This window comes from Mesorhizobium sp. M7A.F.Ca.US.006.04.2.1, assembly GCF_004022915.1.
Classification (GTDB): Bacteria; Pseudomonadota; Alphaproteobacteria; order Rhizobiales; family Rhizobiaceae; genus Mesorhizobium; species Mesorhizobium ciceri.
Map to the genome: position 1 here is coordinate 1 of NZ_RZQA01000010.1, position 24,403 is coordinate 24,403.

Consider the following 24,403-nt stretch of genomic DNA (forward strand, 5'->3'; position numbering starts at 1 on the left):
CTTTCGCAAGACGGGAACGAATCAACAAAGCCAGCTTGTTGCGCTTTTGAAATCGGCACATCCATTCCAGCAATGAGCTATCGGATCTAGGCGATTGCGCGTGATGTCCGACTTGCACGGGCTTTCCGCAAGCGCGATCGCGGCCCCGACTCCGAGTCATTTTAGCATCATATGGTGACTAGGCGGCTCGCACTCTTCCCGGCAATGTTCTGCATTGGAGTTGACCGGTGTGGTTCCCGGATGGGCCCGGACCTCTTCCACCGAAATATGGCCAAAGAGGCGTTCATGAAGACGGCGATCTATTTCATCGGAGTGGCGGCGGCCGCGGCCGTGGCGATCGTGGGCTTTCCGCAATTCATAGCGACAGCGAAGACAACCTATGATCGCTGCCCAGGCACCCTGGAGCATGGAAGGTGCGGAGGTTCACGCTTTTTTGTGCTCGTCACGGATTCGGGAAAACACAAAAAGCTCCGTTCCTCCTCCAGCTCGTCTGGACACTCGAGCTCAGGCATATGGGGTACCTCCGGACAGAGCCCACGCTCTTCCGGGCAGGGCGGCAACACCAGTGGCGGCACGTCGGGCGGTACGTCCGGCGGCACATCGGGCACTTCCGGACAGAGTTCCGGTACGTCAGGCAACACCAGTGGCGGCACATCGGGCGGCACGTCGGGCACTTCCGGACAGAGTTCCGGTACGTCCGGCAACACCAGTGGTGGTACGTCCGGCGGCACCAGCGGTGGTACGTCCGGCAACACCAGTGGTGGCACGTCCGGCAACACCAGCGGTGGTACGTCCGGCAACACCAGCGGTGGCACGTCCGGCAACACCAGCGGTGGCACGTCCGGCAACACCAGTGGTGGCACGTCCGGCAACACCAGCGGTGGTACGTCCGGCAACACCAGCGGTGGTACGTCCGGCAACACCAGTGGTGGCACGTCCGGCAACACCAGTGGTGGCACGTCCGGCAACACCAGTGGTGGTACGTCCGGCAACACCAGTGGTGGCACGTCCGGCAACACCAGTGGTGGCACGTCCGGCAACACCAGCGGTGGTACGTCCGGCAACACCAGCGGCGGCACATCGGGTGGATTGGGCGGCGGATAATCCAGCTCAGTCAGCTCGGCAGGACTTGATCGAATGGACGTCCGGCGGCAGACGTGTATGGATGTTCCAGTGGACCAGAGTGTCCATGCCCAAGGCGGCGAAAAGAACCCTGCCGCCCCGGTCCCGGCATGTCCCGGCTCGGCCAGCGGCCAATGGACCGGTATGGCAGGCGTGCTCATGGCCCTCGCAAACGTATGGCTTTTGCGCGACTGGACTGAAGCTGCCCATCTCAAGACGCTCGCCGTGTTGGTCTTGTCGGCCGCCGTCATGCTGGCCGTGGACTTGCTCGTCCACCGTGTCCAGCTCAATCCCACCACGGAACTGGCGCGGGACGCGATCCGGCCTGTCGATCCGCTGCGGCTTGTTCACAAGCTCGTCGGCTTCTGGATGACCATTGGGTGCATTGCGGGGCTATACGCCCTCCTGCCGGAATATGGCGACGCCTTCTATCAGCCGTTCAAGGACGCCGCTCTGTATCTGCTGCCGGGCCTCATTGTCGCTTCGCCTTTCTACATTCTCCATGTCGACCGCCGGCAGCGCGATCCCTTCGATGCCTACGCGCAGCTTCCTCTGCTGCTCGCCGGGAACCGTCCGGCGAACTGGAGCATGCTGGCCGCCCACGCGCGGGGTTGGCTCGTGAAGGCTTTCTTCCTGCCCTTGATGTTCGTCTATGCCAATAACGATCTCGGCGCGCTGTGGTCGGCGCCGCTGTTCCCGCAGTGGGACTTCCGGGATGTCTTCGCCCGGCTCATCGATGTCTTCTACCTTCTGGATGTGCTCTTGGCGGTGATTGCCTATACGCTGACGTTGCGGGTGATCGACAGTCACATAAGGAGCACCGAGCCGACGATTGGTGGTTGGGCCATCTGCCTCATCTGCTACCGGCCGTTTGTGGACGCGCAGGGGCACTACATTCAATATGAACTGGACGAGCTCCATTGGGACAAGGTCCTGGCGCCCTATCCCTGGCTCTATGTACTATGGGGCAGCGCCATTCTGCTCTTGGTTTTCATCTATGTCTGGTCGACGGCGGCCTTCGGCCTGCGATTCTCCAACCTCACCCATCGTGGAATCATCACCAACGGCCCCTATCGCTGGGTGAAACATCCGGCCTATCTGAGCAAGAATCTTTGCTGGTGGCTGATCTCGGTGCCGTTCGTCGCTGGTGCGGGCTGGCTCACGGCGGTTCAATCCTGCCTGATGCTGGGCGCCGCCAATCTTGTCTATTACCTGCGCGCCAGGACCGAGGAACGGCATTTGAGCGCCGACCCGATCTATCGGGACTACCAGGCCTTTATCGCCGAGCATGGCCTCGTGGCCCGCGTGCTGAAGTTGGTGCAGCCCCCTGCCTCGCGCTCATTTTAGCATCATATGATGACTAGGCGACCCTGGCTTTTAACGGCATTTTTCAGCTCGGCTCTGGATCGATGCCGTGCCTTGCGGGGGAGAGGCGACACTCCTCGCGGTTGATCCGGAAGAGCAAGGACAGTCGCTAAGTCGGGGTCTCGGCAATGCCGAAAGCATTACCTTTCGCGCGCTCCTTCCTCATCCTTGGGTTTTGGCTGGCGATTGCATCGCTTGTCGGCACAGTGGCATTGCTGTCGATGCCCCCCGCCTCTCGTGCCGAGGACACCCAGACGGCCGAGGACACCCAGACGCAGAATGTTTTGAAGCCGGGCGATATCGCGGCCTCCGGCTTTGCCGGGGTCAGGCTTCAGGTCGAGGGGCTGCCGCCAGGCGTGGATCCCCTCTCCAAGACCGTCATCGATCCCGACGGGGTCACGCTGCGCATCTATGACGGAAGCCTCGTTGCCGCGCCGCTGGCCGGCCAGCAGCTTAATCTGCCTCTGCGCAAGGACTTCAAGGCCGGGGATATCGGCCATGTATTCGGGCTGGTTTTCGACACGCTCCCGGCCGACGAGCGCGGCACGCCCGGCCTCTATGCGGCAGCCACGTCCGCCTTTGGCCTCTATATTGTCGGCCCCGACAAGGACGGCGACGGACAGCCCGACCGGCTGACGAGAGGGGCTCCCGGCGCCCAGTTCATGGAGGGTCTGTTCGGCAAGGCCCCCTTTGGCGGCGCCGGGGCGATCTGGAAGATAGACAGCGCGACGGGCGAGGCCAGCCTCTATGCGGAGCTCTCCAAGGAAGGCGCGATCAACAGCGGGCCCGGCATCGGCGGCCTTGCCTTCGATCCCGCGAGCCGTTCGCTCTATGTTTCCGACCTTGACACCGGGCTAGTTCATCAGCTCAAGGGCCCGACTGCCGGCACCGATGCCGGCCAGTTCGATCATGGACTGCAGGGCGGGCCGCTGGCGGGCAAGGAGGCCGTCGCCGATGATGCAAAGCAGCTCGACGTCACGTCTCCGGACTTCGACGCGGCCAATCCGTCGACCTGGGGTTTTACGCAGAATGCGCGCCGGATCGACGGCATGGCGGTGCACGGGAAGCGGCTCTATTACGCTGTCGCGGAAGGTCCTGAAATCTGGTCCGTCGGCCTCGCCGAGGATGGCTCCTTCATGCCGGATGCCCGCATCGAGGTCGGCGTCGACGCCTCGCAGCCCGGCACGGTCACGGCGATAGTCTTCGACAACAGCGGCGACATGGTCCTGGCGCTGCGCAATGCGGTGCAGAATGCAGGTGATTTTGCGGCACTTGTCAGTGGCGGCCCCACCGATGTGATCCGCTATGCGCCCGAAGCCCCGGACGATCCGCAAACAGCATCGGCCTGGCAACTGGATACGCTCACCTATCCTGTTGGTCAGTCCATCGAGCGGCGCGATGCCAGCGGCGGCGTGGCGCTGCAATATGCCTACAAGCCCGACGGCAGCCTCGACCTCACCGCCTGCGGCGGAACGCTGCTTGCTTCCGGCGATGTCCTGGATCGGCAAAAGCCTGTCCATGGTCTGCAGATTGGTGCGGCAAGCCAGTTTCAGGCTGCTGCCGGCGCAGACGTTCCAACTGCCTTCGTTGCCCTTGATCCGGCTCAGGATGATGCGGCGGCGCGCGGCCATGCCGGCGGCGTTGCCGTTCTCTCGCAATGCGAAGGCGGCAGCGGATTCCCAGCCGTAGCCTCGGACGAACAGTTTCCCGGTATACCGGGAGGCGGCCAACCTGGCTTTCCCGGTGTCGAGGGCGGCGGCGGCCAGCCCGGCTTTCCAGGCGTTGACGGCGGCGGCGGGACCGGCTTTCCCGATGTTGAAGGTGACGGCGGCCAGACCCGCGGCAAGCTCACGCTGACCAAGACGGGCACCGTGCCGAAATGCTCCCCCAAGGGCGGGTGCGCCTTCAACATCGAAGTCAGCAACGACGGGCTAGAAGTTCCAGGTCCCATCACGATCAACGAGCAGATCGAGGCGCCCCAGGCGACGCTGACCGGCGAACCCAACGCACCTTGGCAATGCAGCAAGGCGGCGCCCTTCACCTGTACGCATCCGGGGCCGGTGCCCGCCAACGGCAAGCTCGATATGCGCCTTGTCTTCGCGCCGAATACCCCGCCGGAAACGAAAGAGGTCAGGAATTGCGCGGTCCTCGCCGGCGGGACGCCGCCTCCAGGCAATCAGCAGAAAGCGAACAATCAACAGCCGGCCGCGCTGCCGCCGCCGACGGCCAGCAACGCGAACGGTCTTGCGGTGCAGGCCTCGGGCGTGCCGGCGAGCTGCTCGCCCAAGGCTGGGACCTGCGAGTTCGAGGTCAAGGTCACCAACACCAGCGCCAATGCAGTCACTGGACCCTTCCGGGTCATACAGACCCTGTCGGTCGGAACTCAGAGCCAGGCGAAGAATTCCCCTACCAGCCTGAATGTGCCGGCCGGCCTGCAATGCAAGCCCGATGGGCGGGAGCTCGATTGCCAACAGCCGGAGCTCACCTTGGCTCCCGGCGAAAGCCGCTCCATGAAGATCGCCTTTACCATCGACACGACCGAAGGTGGCGAAGCCGATTTCGTGCAGAGCAAGGCCGCTGTCACCTTTGGACCGCTGGCCGGCGAGGCGACGGCCGCGATTGCCTTCGACGAACCCCTCAACAACAAGCTGCCAGAGCCTGGCGCGCCAGAGGCGGGCGGCAACCCGCCGGACGGAGACGCCGGCGGACAGCCGGCGGCGCCGGCCTGCGCCACCTTGCCGCTCGATCCGGACATGCCGGTGCAGACCGGGCCGGTGGTGATTTCGAAGAAAGGCCCGGCAAGCTGCCCGCTCAAAGGACCGTGCACCTTCGAGATCACGCTCACCAACACCACCGATGCGCCGGTGCCCGGTCCCATACCCTTCACCGACACGATCGATGTCGCGGGCGCCAAGCTTTCCGACGATGCTCTGCCCCCACCCTTCGCCTGCGAGAAGGGTGGCCCGCCGGTCAAATGTTCGTTCGGCAATGCGGCCACGGCGCTCGGGCCGAAGGAATCAAGAAGCGTTTCGCTGCGCTTCGACCTCGAACTGCCAGCCGGCACCAGGACGGTGAAGAATTGCGCGATGACGTCCCCGGCCGCGGTGCCGCAGAAGAAGGCCGAGCTTACGGTACCGATGAGCCGGCGCCCGCTGATTACTTATGCGGCCTTCCGATCAGCATCGCTCGCCGAGGGCAAGGGCCTTCTGCATTTCATCGACAATCCCGGCGGCAATATCGACGGCGTGTCGAGCGTTACGAAAGAATGCACCCAATGGCAGTTGCAGGACAACGCCTTCGCCATGCGGCAGAACAACGGCCTGGAACTCCATTTCACTCATATGCAGATCGATCCTGACCAGAGAGGTGTGGTTGGTGGTGGTAAAGTCGTCGGCGACGTCTTTTATTTTCCGAATGATGGCGGCGGCGCGTTCTTCGGCAAGGTCACCAACGGGAGAGTGGTCGGAAACACATTCGAATTCGATGTGGCTTGGAAGGCAGCACATGGCGACACCGGCCACTATGAGGGCACGATCAATCCCGACGGCAGCGCGACCGGAAATCAGGTCAATCGAGCGGGTGCCCGCGGCACCTTTACGAGTATGGGCAACCGGTGGCAGTGCAAAAGCAGCAAATTTTGTGAAAAATATGCCGTCCGCGCGACTACGGTGGCAAGTTTAGTCCGCGAGAAAAAGTGCCGGATGAAGGGACCCGAACCCCGCTGGTCGGCCGATGTGCAGAAGCACATCGATTTCTGCATGTCACGCGCCAGCACGGTTGATCCCGCGTTTGAGGCGGAGGAAAAGGCACGAGCCGACAGGCTTAAGCAATGCGTCGCCGAGAGTGACGCAAGACCGGCTTGCCCCGCTGTTGCCAACGACGTGGTCGCCATCAACGATCAAATGAAGGCCCTGAACTGCAAAGACGCCCTGAAGACGGCGACGGTTACAGGCGTGTTCTCCTTTTGTCAGATAAACCCGCTGACCGGCAATGTGCTCAAGCAGGCATTGCAGAAAAAACTCGATGCCTGCAAAGCCCAGCTCGCCGCCAACGGGAATGCCGGCGCGGGCGGAGCCGATGCCGGCGGCGCGGACGAGGGCGATGGCGTCGGTGGCGGTGGCAAGGTGCGGGAGCCGGCACCGGAACAATGCGCTGTGGTCAACATCGAGGAGGTCAATCCGCCGGGCGGCGGCGGCCAGGTCGATCCGCAAGCCTCGACCGCGGGGCCGCTCAGCCTGGTGAAGACATTCACCACCTGCGTCGAAAACCGCTGCGTTTTCAACGTCACGATTTCCAACACAAGCGATGCCGAGGTCAAGGGACCGGTCGAGTTCACCGACGACGTGACCGGCGACGGCGCCGTCTTCAACAGCGCCACCGTCTCGGCCGCCTCCGATCCCAAATTCAACTGCGCCAGGCAGGGGCAGGGTTTCATCTGCTCCAACCCGGCGGTCACGCTCGCGGCGAAAAGCTCCGTCAGCATCACCCTCACCGCCGATCTGGGCAAGGGCATCGGCGCGGTCAAGGAAATGAAGAACTGCGCCACGCTGAAAGGCGCGGCTGCACCGTCCTGCGCCACCGCCCGGCTGCTGCAGCCCGCGCCGCAGCCCGAACAGCCCAAGAACCTCGCGCTGGCGCACAATCCGGCGGTGGCGCAATGCTCGGACATAGGCGGCGGATGCGTCTTCACGACATCAGTCAGCAATCCCGCCGACGCGGCGGAGTTCAATGGGCCGCTCTCCTTCACCGTCCATCTCTCGCAGCCGGACGGCAGCGCCTTTCCCAACATCGCGATGGAGGGCGGCGGCGAGGCAGCAAGTGTCCCCGGTGTGACCGCGCCGATCTCCTGCAAGAAGGACGGCAATGACGTAACCTGCACCTCCGCGGTGACGGCGAAAATTCCGCCCGGCAAGACTGTGCCCGTGTCGATGACGTTCAAGCCCGGCAGCGGAACGAATGCGACTGCGATCAAGACCTGCGCTTCGTTCGCGGGCGGCGAACAGACATGCGCCAGCATTCCGCTGGTCAAAGGCCCGCTGCTCAGGGCCCAGAAATTCACCGCGGCCACCTCTTGCGTGCCGAGTTGCGCCTTCGGAATTTTGCTGAAGAATGTCGGAACTGACGCTGCTTCCGGCCCCTTTGTCATCAAGGAGGATTTCAAGCCCATCACCGACACCACGATCGAGACCGTCGATGGCGACTTCGCGTGCTCGACCACCAATGGCACCGTCGGATGCATCTCGACCAACAAGGGCACGAATGTTCTAAAACCCGGCGAAACGCTCAGCGGCCGGGTGCTGGTCAAAACCTCGAGGGTTTCTCCGACCTACACGAACTGCATCGACTATAATCCGGCCGCCAACGCCAAGCCCAGTCCGTTCGACAGGGATTTCGCCGGCCGCTGCGTCACCATCAAGGACGAGGTGCATAAGGGCGCTAATCTGATGGTCGAGGTCCTCCCTCCCAACGGCAAACCGAACGGCGTTGGCGAGTGTGGCATCAACGAAGTGTGCCGCTTCAGAGTCAGCGTGAAGAGCAATGGGTCGGATACGGTCGTCGGCCCGCCGCCATTCAACGCCAAGGTCCGGAATGGCATCGTTCAGTTCATCAATGCCGATCTCACAGTAAAAGGCACCGGCGCCTGCAGCAAGAAGGATGGCGACACCCAGACTGTCGCGTGTCAGAGCGCCGTGTCGATGCCCCCGGAAACATTCCTCGATGCCGATGCCGTGGTGATCGCCGGGGCGACATGGAAGAAGAACGATACGCTCACCTTATGCGCGACAGTACCGCCGGTTGACAGCAATCCGAATGACAATGAAGGCTGCGCGTCGGTCAAGCTCGACCCCTTCAGCGTCAAGGTCACCAAGACCGGCGATCAATCCTGCACCCTGGGCGGCGATTGCCACTTCGCCCTCAGGCTGTTCAATCCGGGGCCGATCGACCACAACGCGCCGGTCACCATTTCCGACAAACTGACGGGGCTTGCCTCGGCGCAGATCGTCTCGATCACGCCGCCACTGCCCTGCGCGACGCAGCCGACGCAGATCCCGTTCTCCTGCACATCGCCCGGCCCCGTGCGCCTCGATCTCGATGCCCCCGAAGGCAGCGAGTTCGGTCCGCGCAACTTCAACATGGTCGTGCGCCTGCCGAGCGATGCCTCGGCAGCCCGGTTCTCGAATTGCGCCGACGTCTCGGACGGAACGCCCGGCATCAATGATCAGTCCTGCAAGACGGTTTCCCTGATCCCGCCCGTGCAGACCTGTCAAGGCGGCATGGTGCTCGCCAATGGCATCTGTGCCTGTCCGCCCAACACCAGATGGGATGGCAAGAGCTGCAGCGGAACCGGCGGCGCTTCCACCTCGAAGCCGATCACGCCCGAGGCGGCGCCGGTCCTCGCCGTCCCGTCCGCCACCTGCAAGTTCGGCATGATCCTCGCCGGCAATGGCCTGTGCGCCTGCCCCGCCAACACCAAATGGACCGGCAAGGCCTGCGAGGCCGCCGGCCCAGGAAGCGGCGGAATTGGCTTGATCAAGCAGGCTCCGCAGGTGCAGGCCAGGGTCTGCCCCGCCGATCGGCCGATGGGGGCGTACCCCAATTGCTGTCCGCAAGGTACGGAATATCGTAATGGCAAATGCCGTTCTCAGAAGACGGCACCCATAGAGGTCAAGTGCGGCAGCGGCCTTGTGAAGGATGCAAGGACCGGACGGTGCATCGCCTGCAAACGCGGCAGCCATGCCGAGGGCAATGCCTGCGTGCTCAACAGGATCAAGCAGCAGCCAGGAATCTGTCCCGCGGATCGGCCGGTTGGTGCCTATCCCAATTGCTGTCCGCAAGGGACCGAGTACCGCAATGGCAAATGCCGCTCCCCGCAGCCGGCCCAGGTAAAGTGCCGCCGGAGCCAGGTGCTTGATGCCGCGACCGGCGTCTGCGTCGATCGCGCAAGGCAACGGTTCTGTCCCGCTGACCGCCCTGTCGGGGCCTATCCGAATTGCTGCCCAGAGGGCTACCAGTTTGGACGCGGAAAGTGCCGTCCGATGCGCGATCAACAGCAGGAACAGCAATCTTGTCCCGCCAACCGGCCCGTCGGGGTCTATCCGAACTGCTGCCCGGAGGGATATCAATTTGGGCGCGGCAGGTGCCGCATGATCCGCGACCAGAATCAGCAGCCACAACAGCCGGATCAGGGCACCAGGCCTGTCCGCAAGAAGACCTGTCCGGACGGCACGGTCGTCTATGGCCGGTATAGCAAGTGCCCGAACGACAACCCCGCGCCACAACCACAACCACAACCACAACCGCAACCGCAACCGCAACCGCAACAACAGCAATGCAGAGGCGACCAGGTCAGCACGTCGTCCGGCTGCGTGTGTCCGACCGGCACGAGGGAATCCAGTGGCCAGTGCATCGATCGCGTCAATTGAGCCAAGTGAAATGACATCGGGAGATTGCATCCGTGAAACCCTCGTTCTTCGCGACACTGGCGGGCATGGTGGCCATGGCGGGTGTTTCGATCTTTCACCCCACTGAACTCCATGCCGGAGCCCCGCTGACCGACGTCTGCTATGAAGCGCCTTGCTCCGTCCAGAAAGCGGAAAGCAAAAACGGCAAGCTCGATCAGGCGCCGCAGATGCTCGCCTTCGAGATAAAGATAAGGTTCGGATGCCCGGACGGCTTTCGCAAGGAAGACGGCGAATGTGTGCGCGACCGAAGAGGCAAGAAGAGAAGGTTTGAATGCCCCGACGGCTTCCATCGGCAGGACGGTGAATGCGTGCGCGACCGAAGGGGCAAGAAGAACCAGGCGAGAGGTTGCCCGGAAGGCACGGAGTTCCGCCGCGGCAAATGCCGCGAGAGCGAGTTCCCCCCTGTGGAGCAAGAGGAGGAGCAGACCTGCTCGCACAATGATCACTTGGAGAACGGCCGGTGCGTGCCGTGCCGACAAGGCCAGCATGTCGAAGGAGATGAATGTGTACCGGACTAGAATTCTTCGGATAGGCCTGACGGCTCTTGGCCTGGCGCTCTCCTCTTTGCTGGCGCAGGCCGAAGATGCCGAAGGCTGCACCGACAATCCGTTCGTCGGACGTTTCCAGGGCGCGACGATCGCCTATTGCAAGGCGAAGGATTTCGATGAGTTGGTGTTCCTGCAGTCACCGCATGATTATGGCGCGCTGCTGGAGCGCAATGCCATGAAGGACAGGTCGGGGCCGGAATGGCTCAAGCAGCAGGGAAGAGCCAGCGAGTTGCGCTATGAATTGCCGCCCGGCAGTTCTTCGCTGGAGGTCGCGAGCAGCTATGAGGCCGATCTCAAGGCGAAAGGCTTCAGCATCCTTTTCTCCTGCGCCGATCAGGAGTGCCTGGTCGGCAATCTGCGCGACCTCTACCTGCTGGGCGAACAGCTCGATCCGACCAATGGCATATCGACCGCCTATGCCGACCATGTCCGCTACCTCCTGGCCAAGCTCGAGCGGCCGGAAGGTGCCATCTATGTGAGCGCCATGGCCGGCGAGGACAAGGACAGGGCCGTCGTCTTCGTGCGCGTGCTGGAAGCCAAGGGCATGGATCCCGCAAAGGTGGCGACGGCGGCTCCCGAGGATCTGTCGGATTCACTCGCTTCGCAAGGCAGCGTCAATCTTTATGGCATCCTGTTCGATTACAACCAGGACGCCGTGAAGCCGGAATCGAAGCCGGCTTTGGACGAGATCGCCAAGGTGCTGACCGACAAGCCGGCGCTGCGCCTCAAGATCATTGGCCATACCGACAATGCGGGCAGCGCCGCCTATAATCTCGATCTCTCTACCCGCCGCGCCGCCAATGTGTCCGCGGCCTTGGTGGGCGGCTACGGCATCGATCCCGCCCGGCTCTCATTCGAAGGGGCGGGCCTGTCACGCCCGATCGAATCCAACGACACCGACGAAGGGCGCGCCAAGAACCGCCGCGTCGAGCTTGTCGTGCAATAGCCGGTTCGGATCATGAAGCCTGTGCACGACTTCAAAAGATTTGGCCACACCGGGCTGTGCGCGCTCATGGCGCTGGCCTGCGCTTCCCGCATCGCCGACGCCGCATCCATCACCATCGACTGCGCGCGCGAAGACAAGTTGGTCGTGGGCTGGACCGCACCGCTCGCCCTTTCATATCCCGGCGGGGCCAGCGGCGACCTGGCGCTGACGTCGGAACATATCACATTCACTTTGCCCGCCGCGCAAACCCTGACGACCGGCGTCGTCGACGGGACCGATGTGACGGCAACCTCCATATACGGTTCAGGCGAAACATCTTCAGTGATGCCCGACCCGGCGGCGCTCATGGCGTGCGTGGAGAATTCACTGCAGCCGGAGCTCAAGGATGATGCGGATGCGCAGGCCCTTGCGCTGCTCGGCTGCGCGCCCAAGGTGGCAGTGAGCACGTCTCCGATTGCCGTCCACGCAAGCGTGTCGGTTGGTCTCTTTCCGGGAAACGAGCCGACGGTGCCGGACGTGAACGTCGAGATCAGACGCAGCTATAGGAACGCGAAAACCCCGGCGGGCGATGCCATCACCATCGAAACCTATCCCAGCAACTGCAAGCTTGCTGGGCAATGAGCAGCGACCCATCGCTTTCCGGGGACCGCAAGGGGCGATAACTCTGGCAACCGATTCGGCATCGGGCAGCGCGTTGGCTGTTTCCAGGAACATCCTTGACTGGATTGCGTTTCCTATTCCGGACCTTTCCAAAACAGGGAGAACGGTGTCATGGACTGGAACCGCGTGGAAGGAAACTGGAAACAGGTGAAAGGCAAGGTCAAGGAGCAGTGGGGCAAACTCACCGATGACGACCTTGACCGCATCGCCGGCAAGCGCGATCAACTCGAAGGCAAGATCCAGGAGCGTTACGGCATCGAAAAGGACCGCGTGCGGCGCGATGTCGACGATTGGTACGGGCGGCAGGGTTGGTAGGCATGTGAGCCCGGCTGTGGCCATTCCAGGACGCGGCCCAACAGTCCGGCAGGACCATGCGGGCGCTGAGCCTTGTCGTCGGTTGAGTTTTGCAGCAAGGATTTCGTACTGTGGCTGAAAATATCTCTCGCAAGCAGGAGCAACGGGGGACAAGAAGAATTGTCACGTGGGCGATCGCAGTTATCGCCGTGATTTTTCTTGCTCTACTGGCTATATTCGTGTTCGGCCCGTTGCTATGACTTTCATGGCGATGATTGAGCTGTCTCCGATCCGGGGATGATCGGGCATTGGTCGGGGACGCGGGCAGCGGCCACCAGTGAGCAACTATGCTTCAGGCGAGGGCATGCGGCCAGCGCTGCTTCCGCGGCCGGACGACGCCAAGGCGGCGCACCTATATCGACCGCCGTCGCGCGGCTAGCCGGTCTGCAGTGCCGGCACAAAAACCTGTTTCACAAGAATCTTGCTGAACACGATTTCGCCGGGAACATATCAGGAAACGATTGGTTTGGTGGCGGTACACCCAACCAGGAGATCCACCATGATCGTCAAACTTCTGTCCGCCGCTGTGCTCGCGCTCACATTGGCCACATCGGCAGTGGCACAGTCGAACAGTTCCGGCTCCAACAGCGGTTCGGGCTCGAACGACGGCACCGGCGCTACGTCTGGAAATACCGGCGGCAACAGCGGCACCGGCTCTGGAACGTCCGTGAATCCTTCCGATCCGAGCACTACAAATTCGACAAATTCCACAACGAAATCAGGTGGCATGACTGACCGCTGCAAAGATTCGGCAGGCAATGACATCGACAACAACACCGCGACCGGCACGACAACATCGAATGTGCAGAACTGTAATAAATGAGCCGGCTCCTCAATCCGTTGCCGGACCAGTGCTTCGGCAGCGCATTGAGCGCTGAGAGCGGTAAGCGCAGATGAACCGGCAGGCCGCCAAGCAAGCGCCGCCCCGATTCTGGTGGTTGGCAGGAGCATCGGCGGCTGTCGTCATCGGTTTTGCCGTCTTCGCCAGCGGATCGGTTCGCAGCAACAGTCTGCGAGAAACCACGCTTGTGCAGGCGATCGGCGGCGACCCTCAACGAGCCGTCCCGGCCATGATCCGCAACGGCTGTGGCGGATGTCACGAAATCCCGGGGGTGCCCGGCGCCCGTGGTACCGTCGGTCCCTCCCTGCAGGGCGTCGTCGAAAGAGGATATATCGGGGCATCGCGAGCCAGCCCGGATGCGATGATGCGCTGGATCAGCAGAGCGCGGGACGTAGACCCGAACACGGCCATGCCCAATACAAATCTGTCGCCTCAAGAGGCGCGCGACATCACCGCCTATCTCTATGCGCGGACATGAGGCGCACTGAACTGGTCCGACGGCGCAGGCGCCTTGCCAGCAGAAGCAGCAGCCCAAGCATCAACACGGCGGCGCACGCCACAAGTGATTGAGCCGCCAGAACCATGATTGTCTGGCCTGTTGTCGAGCCGGCCCGCATCTGGCGTATATCGGCCGCGGTAACGCTGACGTCGGGATTTCCGAACCGAGTGGTGACGTAATTTGCAAGGGCTGCCACCTGGCCATCGTCCAGCCAGCCGCCGAAGGCCGCCATCGATTTACGCCCCGCCACGTCGCCAGCTTTGACGCCTTCAAGGATGGTCATGGCGACATCCTCGGGCGTGGCCGCGCCGGGGGTGCTGTTGCGGGTCAAGGACGGATAGGATCCGTCTGACGATCCGCCTCCGTTCGCCCCATGGCACGTCGAACAGAGCGATCGATAGAGATCATCGCCGGCTGCGGTCCCGCTGCCTTGCGTCATCCCTTCGGTTCCAGCATCGCCGTCGACCGTGGCCGCGTTACCCCATGAGAAACGCGGCTGCTTTTCGTCTCCCGATTGGGCGGGCACGTCCCTGAGATAAGCGACGATGGCCTGGATATCGTCATCGGAAAGATGTTGCAGGCTGTTCATGACCGTTTCCGCCATCGGCCCGCCGGCATAAGCCTTCCCGGGCACTGCGCCGGTTTTGAGAAATCGAGACAGCTCTTCGTTGCTCCAGTCGCCGACGCCTGCGATCTTGTCGCTGGTAATGTTGAAGGCCTGCCAGATGCCGGCGGTGCCGCCGGCAAGCTTGTGGTCTTCATCCATGCCGAACGTCGCATTCCTTGGCGTGTGGCAGGCACCGCAGTGGCCGAGCACCTCGACCAGGTAGGCTCCCCTGTTCCATGCGGCGGTCCGGTTCCGATCGGGCGTGAAACTGCCGGTATGCAGGTTCGCGAGCTTCCACAGCGCAGCTGTCCAGCGCTGGTTGAATGGAAAAGGCAGGATGTTTCGCGGCTGCGGCTGCGAGATCGGCGGCTGCGCCAGGAGGTAGGTCCGGATCGCAAGCACGTCCTCGCGGCTCATCGCGGCGAAGCTGTCATAGGGCATGGCGGGATAGAGATCGGCTCCGTCGCGCCTGATACCTTTCCGCACGGCCCGCACGAACTCGTCCGCGGAGTAGCGTCCAATGCCCGTGTCAGGATCAGGTGTGATGTTGGTCGAGTATACGTCGCCGAAGGGTGTCGGCACGCGATAGCCTCCAGCGAACGGGCGGCTCGGATTGGACGTGTGGCAGCCGATGCAGTCGGCCGCTCGGGTAAGGTATTCACCCTTCTGGATTTCGCTCGCCCGCAGCTCAGTGCAAAGCGCCAACGATGCCAAGACCAGCGCGACCGCCCGGGAGGTGACGGCCGGGAATGGAATGCCCGCGCCAGGCCAAGGCGCGCACCGGCGGACGGCCAATCTCCGGGTCTTTGACCTCGTCACAGTTCGCACCCGCTGAAGATCAGCCCTGCCATCAGCTGCGCCAGCAAGATGAGCGTGAACAGCGCCCCGATGCCCACGGAAGTCCTGGCAAGGAATGCGCGCGTGCGCGCCTTCCGGGGCGGAACCGTACCATGTCCGCGGTCATGAACGGCGTGCCACGACAGCAGCGCGCCTGCCAGGGCGACCGCGGCGCCTGTCAACGAGAACAAGGCAGTGGGACGAAAGCCGGCATGGCATTGCCAGGATGCAATCGAATAATCGAGCTGCAGCGTTATTGCCCACGCAACTGGTCCGCTGACCAGGCCTGCCCAGGAAACGCCGGTACGGATCGCCTGCATCTCACATCCTCGGAGCCCAATAGATAACAAGATAGAGCACGACCCATGAGACGACGACGAAGTCCCAGTAGAAGGCGTTGTCCGAGACGTCGCTGAAGCGGCGGCCTGCCTTGCCTTTTTGCGTGAACATGAGAACCGCCAGGACGATCGTGTCGCCGACATCGGTAAGGAGATGCGTCGTATGCAGCCCGAGCAGGAACCAGACGATCGATCCGTAAGCGTTCTGATCCCAGGAAATCCGCAGAGCCGGAAATTCCCAGATGCGAACGATCAGCGGAAGAATGCCGACGATCGACATGACGACCATGCCAAGGCGAACTTTCGCCAGGTCCTGGCGACGTGCCCAAACTTCGATCATGTGGTTGGGCACGACGCTCGCAACCAGAATAACCAGTACTGCCGTCCCCGGCAGCAGATCTGGCGCAGGGGCCCCAATGGGCCAATGCCGGGCCAGCACGGCCAGATAGAAGTAAGTGCCTATCGCCAAGGCAAAACCGGTTGCCTCGAGGGCAATGAAGGCAAGGGTTCCCCACCACATCGGGCTCGCTGACCCGAAATCGTATGTGGGCAGGTGACTGACGTCGGCGACGGGGCGGTGCCTCATTCCTCGTCCTCCGGTTCGCCTTTCGGCCAGAACCAGCAGATGAAGCCGATCGAAACCGGGATCGCTCCCCAGACCACCGCCCACGGCGTGTATATCGAACCGAGAAATGCGCCGCCGACTGCGATGGCCGACAGCAACGGCCAGATCGAGTTGTCAGCCGATGGTACCCTTACTTGCGGCATCGCATCGGCGACCGTGCCGGCGAGCACCTCGCGGGCGTCGACACGCAGACCTTCGACCACTGGGAGCACATCGGGCTCGGCCCAAAGCGGTTCGCGGTGAGTTACCACGGGCAGCCGCGAAAAATCGTAGGAGGGCGGCGGCGACGTCGTCGCCCATTCGAGCGTGCTCGCGCCCCAGGGATTGTCTCCTGCAATGCGGCCGTTGCGGAGGCTGAGAAAGAGATTCAGGAAGAAAAGCGCGAAGCCCGCGAACACCACCAGCGAAGAGAGGCTGATGAAGAGGTTCATCTCTCCCCAGCCGCTCGCCGGCGGATACGTATAAACGCGGCGCGGCATGCCTTGCAGACCGAGAATATGCATGGGGAAGAAGGTGAGATTGAACCCGAGGAAGACCAGCCAGAAATTCCAGCGGCCGAGCCTCTCGGACAGCATGCGTCCGGTGATCTTGGGAAACCAGTAATAAACGGCGCCGAGCAGGGGGAAGACGGCGCCCCCGACCAGCACATAATGGAAATGGGCAACCACGAAATAGGTGTCGTGCACCTGCAGGTCGAGCGGCACCGAGGCGACCATGACGCCGGTCAGGCCGCCGATCACAAAGGTGAAGATGAAGCCGAGAACGAAAAGCATGGGCGTGGCGAAGATCGGCCGGCCGCCCCAGATCGTCGCAATCCAGCAGAAGATCTGAACGCCGCTCGGAATGGCGATCATCATCGAGGAAGCGGTGAAGAAGCTCTCGCCGAGTTGCGGCAGGCCGGTAGCGAACATGTGGTGCACCCACAGGCCGAAGGAAAGAAAACCGATCGCGATCAACGACAGCACGATCCCGAGATAGCCGAACACCGGGCGGCGAACGAAGGTCGGCAGGATCGCGGAAACGAAGCCGGTCGCCGGAATGAAGATGATATAGACCTCGGGATGGCCGAAGAACCAGAACAGATGCTGCCACAGCAGTGCATCGCCGCCTGCTGCGGGGTCGAAAAATTTTGTGCCGACCAGGCGGTCGAGGATCAGCATTGTGCTCGAGACCATCACGGCCGGCATGGCGAACAGGATGACGAAAGCCGTAACGAGGACGGACCAGACATAGAGCGGGATGCGGTCGAGCGACATGCCGGGGGCACGTTGTTTGAAAACTGTCGCGATGATCTCGACCGCTACCGCGAGGGCGGACACTTCGGTGTAGGTCACCATCTGCGCCCAGAAATCGGGGCGCTTGCCGATGCCATATTCGGGTCCGGCGAGCGGCACATAGGAAAACCAGCCGGCATCCGCACCGGTTTCGAAGGCGAAGGCGATCCAGATCATCAGCCCGCCGGAAAGATAGACCCAGTAGCTGAATGCATTGAGCCGCGGAAAGGCGACATTGCGAGTGCCGATCATCAGCGGCACCAGGTAAATGGCGAAAGCTTCCATCACCGGCACGGCAAACAGAAACATCATCGTCGTGCCGTGCATGGTGAACAGCTGGTTGTAGAGATCGGGACCGATATGGCCGGCCTCAGGCTGGGCAAGCTGGAAGCGCATGGCGAGCGCTGACAGACCCGCAAGGATGAGAAACAGGAAAGCCGTCACGATATAGCGCCGTCCGATCAGCTTGTGATCGACCGTGACCAGCCAGCCGTAGAAGCCTTTCGGCGTTCGCCAGGCATGCGCCAGAAAGGCGCGCAGTCTCACCTCTTCGAGACCGGTGTCACGGATGCCTTTCAGGGCCTCCTGAGTGTGCTCGGCCAGCTTTCCCGCAAGGCCACTCATTCGAGGCTTCCGAGATAGGTGACGACCGCGTTGAGATCGTCGGCGCTAAGGGCAATGCGCGGCATCTTGGCGCCGGGCTTTATCGACTGTGGATCGGCGATCCAAGCGGCGAGCGCGCCAGGGGTCATGGCGAGCGTATCCGCGGCCAGTGCGCGTCGGCTGGCGAGATGAGTTAGGTCAGGTCCCACCGTTCCGCTGGCAGGCGTGCCTCTTATCGTGTGGCAGAGCGCACAGCCGGTGGACAGAAATGCCTGTTGGCCGCGGCGCTCTTCGTCGCCGCCAGGCGCGGATGCGACGGCGTTTTGCCTGGATTGCCATGCTTCGAACGCTTCGCGGCTTTCCGCGATGACGGTGATGGCCATATGGGCGTGCTGATAGCCGCAGAATTCGGCACACTGGCCACGATAGATGCCGGGCTTATCGGCGACGAGTGTGAGCTCACTCGGCCGGCCCGGAATGAGATCGCGCTTGCCGGCAAGATTCGGCACCCAGAAGCTATGAATGACATCGAGCGAATCGAGTTCGACCTTGACCGGTTCGCCAACCGGGACATGGATTTCATTTGCCGTGACGATCGATTGGGACCGATCATCTCCGGGATACCGGACCTCCCACCACCATTGGTGCCCGGTGATGCGCACGGCAAGCGTTTCCGTTCCGCTCAGCGAAGCAATGGATTTGCCGGCGAAAAAACTCGCTATCGTCATCATGACGAGCACCAGAACGGTCAACGCAATGGCGCTGCCGACAACGCGAGCAAATCGGCGCTCCTGACGAGAATCGATCTCGAGCGGCGAGCGCGTTGTCTCGGACAGGCGACGACGCAAAAGCGCTGCCGCCAGGATCAACATGACAAGCAGCCACGTGGCCACTGCGATTGCGCTGAAAGACCAGATCAGATCAAGGATTCTCCGGGCATTCGCACCGTGTGCATGGAGGGCCGATTGCTTGTCGCCGCATCCTGCCAAGGCCAATATCGGCGCTGCGCTGATCGCCCTCAAACGCCGTTGCGCGGCCGTTCCCTGAACGGTGCCAGGCAAGATTTGCCTAGGACATGTGGGGGCAAGCGACATTCGCGGTCGTGTCAGCCTGCGAGAGCTGGCCAACGGACTCATGCACCTCGCCATGAAGGATCCACCATCGTTGCCAAGGCCATAACGCGGCTGACTGAAAAAGGATGCTTGGCAACACCCCCCGGCTGAAAACCGACGCGAAGCGGTGCGGGTTAGACGATGCGCAACTGCTGGAAAGCCTGTTGCCGCCGACCGCTCGTTTGAATCCAGAGAGCGACCAGGAGCAGTGCGGCCCCGCCATAGATCAGGCCGGCGGGAATCCACATGATCAAGCCTGCAAGTTGCTGGTCCTCGAGCGGGTTGAGCCCCCATAAATCCGAGCCGATCGCATTATCCGGATACCACAGCCTGGGCGAGACGACGAGCAACACCCCGAGCAGCCCGGTGTGGAGGGAGGTGAAGAAAAGATGCATCACGGCATTGCCGCAAGCCTGCTCGCGGCCAAGGCGAGGCAGCAGCACCCACCAGAACAAAAGCCCGCTACCGAGGAAACTCGCGTGCTGGGCATAATGCAGGAAGCCCTGCTGGAGGGCAGCCTCGAACAGCGCCGGGACATGCCAGATCCATATCGCGGCTCCGTGCAGGACGGTCGCGACCACAGGACGGCTGATGAACGCCCAGACCGCCCGAAGCGCATTTGCATGTCCGGCCGCTCCGAATATCTGGCGCAGCTGTACCGGCAGGGCCCACATCATCGCCGCCGTCGGGCGGGAGGCAACCAGCAGAGGCGCTGCGACCGCCATCAGCAATTCGTGCTCGATCATGTGCGCCGCAAACACATGTTCGCCCAATGCATGGATCGGGCTTACAAGGGCGAACGCCAGGACGGACCAGCCGGCAGCAAACAGCAAGGCCTGCCGCGATCGCAAGCGACGTCCACGTCCGCTCCGTCGCCACAGCCGGCCAGCGCCGGCAACATACAGCAAAAGGATTGCCGCCAGTGGCAATGTGATGGGTAGCGCCAGAGTCCAACCAGCCTGCGGAGCGCCGTTGCCATAGCAAATCGAGGTCGAAAAGAGCGCGTCGAAGCTCATGATCCGCATCCGTCATCCGGAAGAGCGCGGGTTCATCTGGAAAGATTCAGAATGAAGCCACTGAGGCGCGCTGTTCCACCTCCCTGCGCCGCCTCTAGGCATCCATCATCGATTTCGCCGGCTCACGGGCGATATTTTCTTCTATGCGTTCGTGTCCCGGCGTCCGCGGCAGGGCCTGGCGGAAGTTCTTGGCGTAGTCTGCCGGCATTTTGGGCGGCATCAGCGGCTCATAGGCATCTACCAGCGCTTCGATCACGACAGGGCCTTGCGTGGCGAAAGCCTGGTCGAGAACCGTCTCGATCTGATCGGCCCGCTCGATGCGAAAACCCTTTGCGCCCATTGCTTCTGCCGCCTTGGCAAAATCGATCGGCTGCAATTCGCAACCGAATTGCGGGTTGCCCAGAAACATCATCTGCTCCCAGGCGATCTGATTGAGCATGTTGTTCTTGATCACCAGAACCTTGAGCGGGATCTTGTAGCGCACCGCCGTCGAGAATTCGCCGAGCTGCATGGCAAAGCCGCCATCGCCGACGATAGCGGCAATCGGTCGACCGGGAAAAGCTATGCCGGCAGCGATGGCGTAGGCCAGACCGCACGCCATCGACGCCAGCGATCCGGACACCCCGAATGCCTGGCCGCTGCGAAGATCGACATGGCGGGCGGCCAGCTCCGTATTCTGACCGGAATCCGTGGCCAGCACTGTGTCGTCGGCCAATCTTTGTCCGAAAGCCCGGGCAATCGCTTGTGGCTTCAATGGTTGCGCCTGCATGTCTTCCGACTGCCGCATCATCTCGCGCCATTTTCTCATGGTCTCCTGGGAACGGCGCAGGAATTCATCCGAGGGCTTTTGCGTCAGGCGCCGGTTGAGCGCGCGCAATGTCTCTGCCGCGTCGCCGACAAGGCCGGCCTCGACTGGAAAGCGCAAGCCGATCCGTTGCGCATCGCAGTCGATCTGGACGCCACGGGCCTGTCCGGGCTTCGGGTAGTATTCGATGTAGGGAAAGGTCGAACCGATAATCAGCACCGCGTCACAACTCTCCATCGCTTCTTGCGAAGCCAGGGTTCCAAGAATACCGATCCCGCCGGTGGTGTAGGGATGATCGTCCGGCAGCACCGCCTTGCCCAGCAAGGCCTTCGCGACAGGCGCCTGCAGCAGGCGCGCCGTATATTCGAGTTCGGCTGCCGCGCCGATGGCGCCGCGTCCGGCCAGGATCGCAACCCGCGAAGCGTCATTGAGAATGGCGGCGGCTTTGTCGAGCTCAACGTCCAGCGGTACGCTGTGACCGGCGAACATATCCTGCGGCGTGTGCGCCGGGCGATTGCGCTTGGAGCGCTTCGACGGATCACGCTCCTGCTCCTGGATGTCGCTGGCAATCGAAAGATGGGCGACGCCCTTGCGCGCCAGCGCGGTTCGACAGGCAAGGCTGGCGACGTTTTCCATATGCGCGGCGTCGGCAACATGGGCGTTATAAACGGAGACATCGTTGAACACGCGCGTCAGATCGACATCCTGTTGCGTGAACGTCTCGATCAGATCGTGGAACTGCATGCCCGTAATCGCCAGCACTGGAGCCTGGTCGAGCTTGGCGTCATAGAGGCCGGTCAGAAGATGTGTTCCGCCGGGGCCGGACGTCGCGAGGCACACGCCCAGCTTTCCTGTCCACTTGGCATATGCACATGCCATGAAGGCAGCCGACTCTTCATGCCGGACCTGAACGAAGGCAATTTTGTCGCGCCGCGTCCGCAACGCTTCCATGACGCCGTTTATGCCGTCTCCCGGCAAGCCGAACACCACCTCCACGTTCCAGGCGACGAGTGTGTCGATCAGAATTTCTGCTGCATTCGGCATGTCAGGGTAGCTCCGGGTGGATGGTGTCCGAACCGGTGAATCCCGAGTTGGTTCCTTCGTCGCAATAAATCGTGACAGGTTTCTGGGGCGATCTCCCTGGGGCGGTCTATTCGATCTGCTCGAACGTGCATTGCCGTGGCGCCTTGTCGGGGCGCCAGCGCAGCAGTTTGGTGCCATGGCGAAACCGATTGCCGGTGACGTGGTCGAAGCGGACCTCCACCACCAGTTCAGGTTCCAAAGGCTCCCATTGTCCGCTGCGCTCCGTGCTCCAGCGGCTCGGGCCGCCGGGCGCCTTGCCAGTGAATCCGGGCTCTGACCGCAGCCCTTCCAGCCGGCGCGTGAGCGCTCCTCTGTCGGTCCTGGCGATGGTCGACGTGAAGCCGACGTGATCGAGCTTGCCGTCGTCATTGTAGAGGCCGAGGAGCAGTGAGCCGACCTCACGGCTACCCGCGAGATAGCGGAAACCGCCGACAACGCAATCGGCGGTGCGCCTCGGCTTTACCTTCACCATCGCACGTTCGCCGCACAGATAATGCTCGTCGAGCACTTTGGCCACGATGCCGTCGGTCGATGCATGGCCGGCCCCGTTCAGCCATCGAGCCGCCGTCGCTGCATCATAAGTGCACTTCGACAGGCGAAGATCCGGACTGTTCGAGGAGGTCACGAAGTCCTCGATCGCTCGCCGCCTTTCGACAAGTGGTTTGCCCGTGATGACCTCGCCGCCCGGCCTGGCAAGCATGTCGAAGAGGATCAGACTGGCAGGCGTCTGCGAACTCAGTTTGCGGATTCTGCTTTGTGCCGGGTGAAGACGCATCTGCAGCGCCTCGAAGGAAAGCTCACCGTCCACCTCGATGACAATCTCGCCGTCGATGACGAAATGCCCGCGCTTGAGGTCACGCAGGATCTCCGTGATTTCCGGAAAATAGCGGCCGAGCGGCTTGCCGGATTTGGCGCGCAGGTCAACGGTGTCGTCGCTCTTGAAAGCAAGGCAGCGGAATCCGTCCCATTTAGGCTCGTACTGCCAGCGGTTCCCATCCCTTGGGATTGCATCGGCAAGCCTGGCCTCCATCGGAGACGTATCCAGCGGGAGCGGGAAGGCGTTTATCGGTTCATGCACGGATCAGGCCTCCAAAACCGGTTCAGGAACGGCTCTGGCTTTTCAACTTCCAGGACTGCACCGCGTTCCATCAGGCTGGTTCTTCGCGATGGACATTTTCATTTGCCGCCGGAACCCGGTGACGGCTGGCCCCTTTGATGTCATCGGCGGCGCGAAAGGAGATGCCCCATCGACCTCTCATTGTGGACAGCTTTTGTCGGAACCGTCATTCTGATGCAGGTGCCGCCAGGCCCCGACAGCATGCTGGTGATGGCCCGCGGCATCGGACACGGGCGCGGCGTGGCGTTGTTCACGGTACTCGGCATGACGCTGGGCGCCGGACTGGTGCAGCTTCCGCTGATTGCATTCGGCCTGTCTTCGCTTGTCCACGCCTCGCCGGTGGCGTTCAATCTGCTTCGATGGGCCGGGGCGGCCTATATCATGTGGCTGGGTTTCCGGCTGCTGCTTTCAGCCTCGGCAACCATTCCCACAGGTGACATCAAGGCCCTGCGGCCGCTCGCCGCCGCCCGGGAAGGAATGATCGCCAATCTGAGCAATCCCTGGCCTTTGATGTTCATGGTTGCGTTCCTGCCGCAATTTGTCGACCCGCATAGGGGCTCCGTCACGTTGCAACTGGTGCTGCTCGGCGCAACACAGAAGATAACCGGTGTGCTGGTGCTGGGAGCCTACGCCTTGGCATCGGGCGCGGTCGGCGCATGGGTCATGCGGCACCCTCGCGCAAGGCTTTGGCAGCAGCGGCTCGCCGGCTGTCTCATCATCGGCCTCGGCGTGCGGATGGTGATCGGCGGCAGTACGAGCCGCTGACTTCAAGAAATAGCTTTTGTGCCACGTCGCCTGAAGGATTGGCTTCGACACAAGCATTGTCTTCTTCAGGGGGACGGAGCATTCGCTTTGACGTTCGGCTCCGCCGCCGTCGCGGGCCGGGACCGTGTCCAGGAACAAAAAACCTGACCGGAGGTTCGAACCTCGATCTCAATGCAGCTGCAACGCTTCATCGCCATCCGATTGGAATGTTCGTCATGATTTCTTGCGTGGCCTCGGTAAAGACGCGCCTTCAATGAACAAGCCGCCTGAGAATGCTGGCCAAAGGGAAAGCAGGCGAAAAGGGGGCGACGTCGTTCGGGCGCTTGGGCTTGGCCTGATCACCGGCGCGGCCGATGACGACTGCTCGGCCATCGGTACCTACGCCAGCGCCGGAGCGCGGTTCGGCCCCGACCTGCTGTGGAC

At 62.4% G+C, this 24,403-nt stretch carries 18 protein-coding genes and 1 pseudogene; 11 read left to right on the forward strand and 8 right to left on the reverse strand.

The genetic code is table 11. From position 1 onward, the window contains the following. Positions 1 to 285: 285 nt before the first annotated feature. From EN925_RS40070 to EN925_RS01355, 9 genes are all read left to right on the forward strand, one after another. Positions 286 to 1,104 carry a hypothetical protein gene (locus EN925_RS40070; RefSeq protein WP_127368146.1) on the forward strand — a complete coding sequence of 273 codons (819 nt, stop codon included), beginning with the start codon at positions 286 to 288 and terminating at the stop codon, positions 1,102 to 1,104. Positions 1,105 to 1,173: 69 nt separating this feature from the next. After that, positions 1,174 to 2,469, forward strand: coding sequence for an isoprenylcysteine carboxylmethyltransferase family protein (locus EN925_RS01320; protein WP_164753428.1), 1,296 nt, complete (start codon positions 1,174 to 1,176; stop codon positions 2,467 to 2,469). 146 nt (positions 2,470 to 2,615) lie between these two features. Beyond that, positions 2,616 to 9,911, forward strand: coding sequence for a hypothetical protein (locus EN925_RS01325; RefSeq protein ID WP_128336288.1), 7,296 nt, complete (start codon positions 2,616 to 2,618; stop codon positions 9,909 to 9,911). Positions 9,912 to 9,976: 65 nt separating this feature from the next. Continuing rightward, complete coding sequence (locus EN925_RS01330) at positions 9,977 to 10,468, forward strand: hypothetical protein (RefSeq protein WP_164768845.1); 492 nt, start codon at positions 9,977 to 9,979, stop codon at positions 10,466 to 10,468. Then, positions 10,449 to 11,444: an OmpA family protein gene (locus tag EN925_RS01335; RefSeq protein ID WP_245460885.1), complete on the forward strand. Its 996-nt coding sequence runs from the start codon at positions 10,449 to 10,451 to the stop codon at positions 11,442 to 11,444. The genes EN925_RS01330 and EN925_RS01335 overlap by 20 nt, the downstream gene beginning before the upstream one ends. A 12-nt stretch (positions 11,445 to 11,456) precedes the next feature. After that, positions 11,457 to 12,065: a hypothetical protein gene (locus EN925_RS01340; protein ID WP_127368149.1), complete on the forward strand. Its 609-nt coding sequence runs from the start codon at positions 11,457 to 11,459 to the stop codon at positions 12,063 to 12,065. Positions 12,066 to 12,215: 150 nt separating this feature from the next. Continuing rightward, on the forward strand, positions 12,216 to 12,419 hold the full coding sequence (locus EN925_RS01345) for a CsbD family protein (protein WP_013533227.1): 204 nt from the start codon (positions 12,216 to 12,218) through the stop codon (positions 12,417 to 12,419). A 538-nt stretch (positions 12,420 to 12,957) separates the two neighbouring features. Next, positions 12,958 to 13,281 (forward strand): hypothetical protein, encoded by a 324-nt coding sequence (locus tag EN925_RS01350; protein ID WP_013533226.1) that lies wholly within the window; start codon positions 12,958 to 12,960, stop codon positions 13,279 to 13,281. A gap of 70 nt (positions 13,282 to 13,351) precedes the next feature. Continuing rightward, the gene (locus tag EN925_RS01355; RefSeq protein WP_013533225.1) at positions 13,352 to 13,777 is read left to right on the forward strand and encodes a c-type cytochrome; all 426 of its coding nucleotides are present in this window, start codon (positions 13,352 to 13,354) and stop codon (positions 13,775 to 13,777) included. Here the strand turns inward: EN925_RS01355 and EN925_RS01360 are convergent. From EN925_RS01360 to EN925_RS01395, 8 genes are all read right to left on the reverse strand, one after another. Then, positions 13,749 to 14,822, reverse strand: coding sequence for a cytochrome c (locus tag EN925_RS01360; RefSeq protein WP_206632783.1), 1,074 nt, complete (start codon positions 14,820 to 14,822; stop codon positions 13,749 to 13,751). The genes EN925_RS01355 and EN925_RS01360 overlap by 29 nt on opposite strands. A 398-nt stretch (positions 14,823 to 15,220) precedes the next feature. After that, a complete protein-coding gene (locus EN925_RS01365; protein WP_127369860.1) occupies positions 15,221 to 15,562 on the reverse strand; it encodes a hypothetical protein in 342 nt (113 codons plus the stop codon). Position 15,563: 1 nt separating this feature from the next. Beyond that, complete coding sequence (locus tag EN925_RS01370; RefSeq protein ID WP_013533222.1) at positions 15,564 to 16,166, reverse strand: cytochrome c oxidase subunit 3; 603 nt, start codon at positions 16,164 to 16,166, stop codon at positions 15,564 to 15,566. Further along, positions 16,163 to 18,103 (reverse strand): cytochrome c oxidase subunit I, encoded by a 1,941-nt coding sequence (gene ctaD / locus EN925_RS01375; RefSeq protein WP_127384536.1) that lies wholly within the window; start codon positions 18,101 to 18,103, stop codon positions 16,163 to 16,165. The genes EN925_RS01370 and ctaD overlap by 4 nt, the downstream gene beginning before the upstream one ends. Then, entirely contained in the window at positions 18,100 to 19,143 is a 1,044-nt protein-coding gene (gene coxB / locus EN925_RS01380) for a cytochrome c oxidase subunit II (RefSeq protein ID WP_348629874.1), read from the reverse strand. Before coxB ends, ctaD begins: the two co-directional genes overlap by 4 nt. Before the next feature lie 185 nt (positions 19,144 to 19,328). Next, the gene (locus tag EN925_RS01385; protein WP_127369992.1) at positions 19,329 to 20,210 is read right to left on the reverse strand and encodes a cytochrome c oxidase assembly protein; all 882 of its coding nucleotides are present in this window, start codon (positions 20,208 to 20,210) and stop codon (positions 19,329 to 19,331) included. Between the two features lie 94 nt (positions 20,211 to 20,304). Next, the gene (locus EN925_RS01390) at positions 20,305 to 22,059 is read right to left on the reverse strand and encodes a thiamine pyrophosphate-dependent enzyme (protein WP_127384535.1); all 1,755 of its coding nucleotides are present in this window, start codon (positions 22,057 to 22,059) and stop codon (positions 20,305 to 20,307) included. A gap of 106 nt (positions 22,060 to 22,165) precedes the next feature. Next, positions 22,166 to 23,176, reverse strand: coding sequence for an ATP-dependent DNA ligase (locus tag EN925_RS01395; RefSeq protein ID WP_027164032.1), 1,011 nt, complete (start codon positions 23,174 to 23,176; stop codon positions 22,166 to 22,168). A gap of 213 nt (positions 23,177 to 23,389) precedes the next feature. Between EN925_RS01395 and EN925_RS01400 the strand changes: the two genes are divergently transcribed. Then, positions 23,390 to 23,980, forward strand: coding sequence for a LysE family translocator (locus EN925_RS01400; protein WP_127368134.1), 591 nt, complete (start codon positions 23,390 to 23,392; stop codon positions 23,978 to 23,980). Positions 23,981 to 24,233: 253 nt separating this feature from the next. Continuing rightward, a pseudogene (locus tag EN925_RS40505) lies at positions 24,234 to 24,403 on the forward strand (divalent metal cation transporter); the annotation flags it as partial.

What these genes read in the sequence shown, in the direction of transcription:
- EN925_RS01390 (WP_127384535.1), bottom strand. Translation starts at nt 22,059, where the DNA reads ATGCCGAATGCAGCAGAAATTCTGATCGACACACTCGTCGCCTGGAAC.
- EN925_RS40070 (WP_127368146.1), top strand. Translation starts at nt 286, where the DNA reads ATGAAGACGGCGATCTATTTCATCGGAGTGGCGGCGGCCGCGGCCGTG.
- EN925_RS01340 (WP_127368149.1), top strand. Translation starts at nt 11,457, where the DNA reads ATGAAGCCTGTGCACGACTTCAAAAGATTTGGCCACACCGGGCTGTGC.
- EN925_RS01355 (WP_013533225.1), top strand. Translation starts at nt 13,352, where the DNA reads ATGAACCGGCAGGCCGCCAAGCAAGCGCCGCCCCGATTCTGGTGGTTG.
- EN925_RS01330 (WP_164768845.1), top strand. Translation starts at nt 9,977, where the DNA reads ATGGTGGCCATGGCGGGTGTTTCGATCTTTCACCCCACTGAACTCCAT.
- EN925_RS01385 (WP_127369992.1), bottom strand. Translation starts at nt 20,210, where the DNA reads ATGAGCTTCGACGCGCTCTTTTCGACCTCGATTTGCTATGGCAACGGC.
- EN925_RS01370 (WP_013533222.1), bottom strand. Translation starts at nt 16,166, where the DNA reads ATGAGGCACCGCCCCGTCGCCGACGTCAGTCACCTGCCCACATACGAT.
- EN925_RS01365 (WP_127369860.1), bottom strand. Translation starts at nt 15,562, where the DNA reads ATGCAGGCGATCCGTACCGGCGTTTCCTGGGCAGGCCTGGTCAGCGGA.
- EN925_RS01335 (WP_245460885.1), top strand. Translation starts at nt 10,449, where the DNA reads ATGAATGTGTACCGGACTAGAATTCTTCGGATAGGCCTGACGGCTCTT.
- EN925_RS01400 (WP_127368134.1), top strand. Translation starts at nt 23,390, where the DNA reads ATGCAGGTGCCGCCAGGCCCCGACAGCATGCTGGTGATGGCCCGCGGC.
- EN925_RS01345 (WP_013533227.1), top strand. Translation starts at nt 12,216, where the DNA reads ATGGACTGGAACCGCGTGGAAGGAAACTGGAAACAGGTGAAAGGCAAG.
- EN925_RS01325 (WP_128336288.1), top strand. Translation starts at nt 2,616, where the DNA reads ATGCCGAAAGCATTACCTTTCGCGCGCTCCTTCCTCATCCTTGGGTTT.
- ctaD (WP_127384536.1), bottom strand. Translation starts at nt 18,103, where the DNA reads ATGAGTGGCCTTGCGGGAAAGCTGGCCGAGCACACTCAGGAGGCCCTG.
- EN925_RS01350 (WP_013533226.1), top strand. Translation starts at nt 12,958, where the DNA reads ATGATCGTCAAACTTCTGTCCGCCGCTGTGCTCGCGCTCACATTGGCC.
- EN925_RS01360 (WP_206632783.1), bottom strand. Translation starts at nt 14,822, where the DNA reads ATGAGCCGCGAGGACGTGCTTGCGATCCGGACCTACCTCCTGGCGCAG.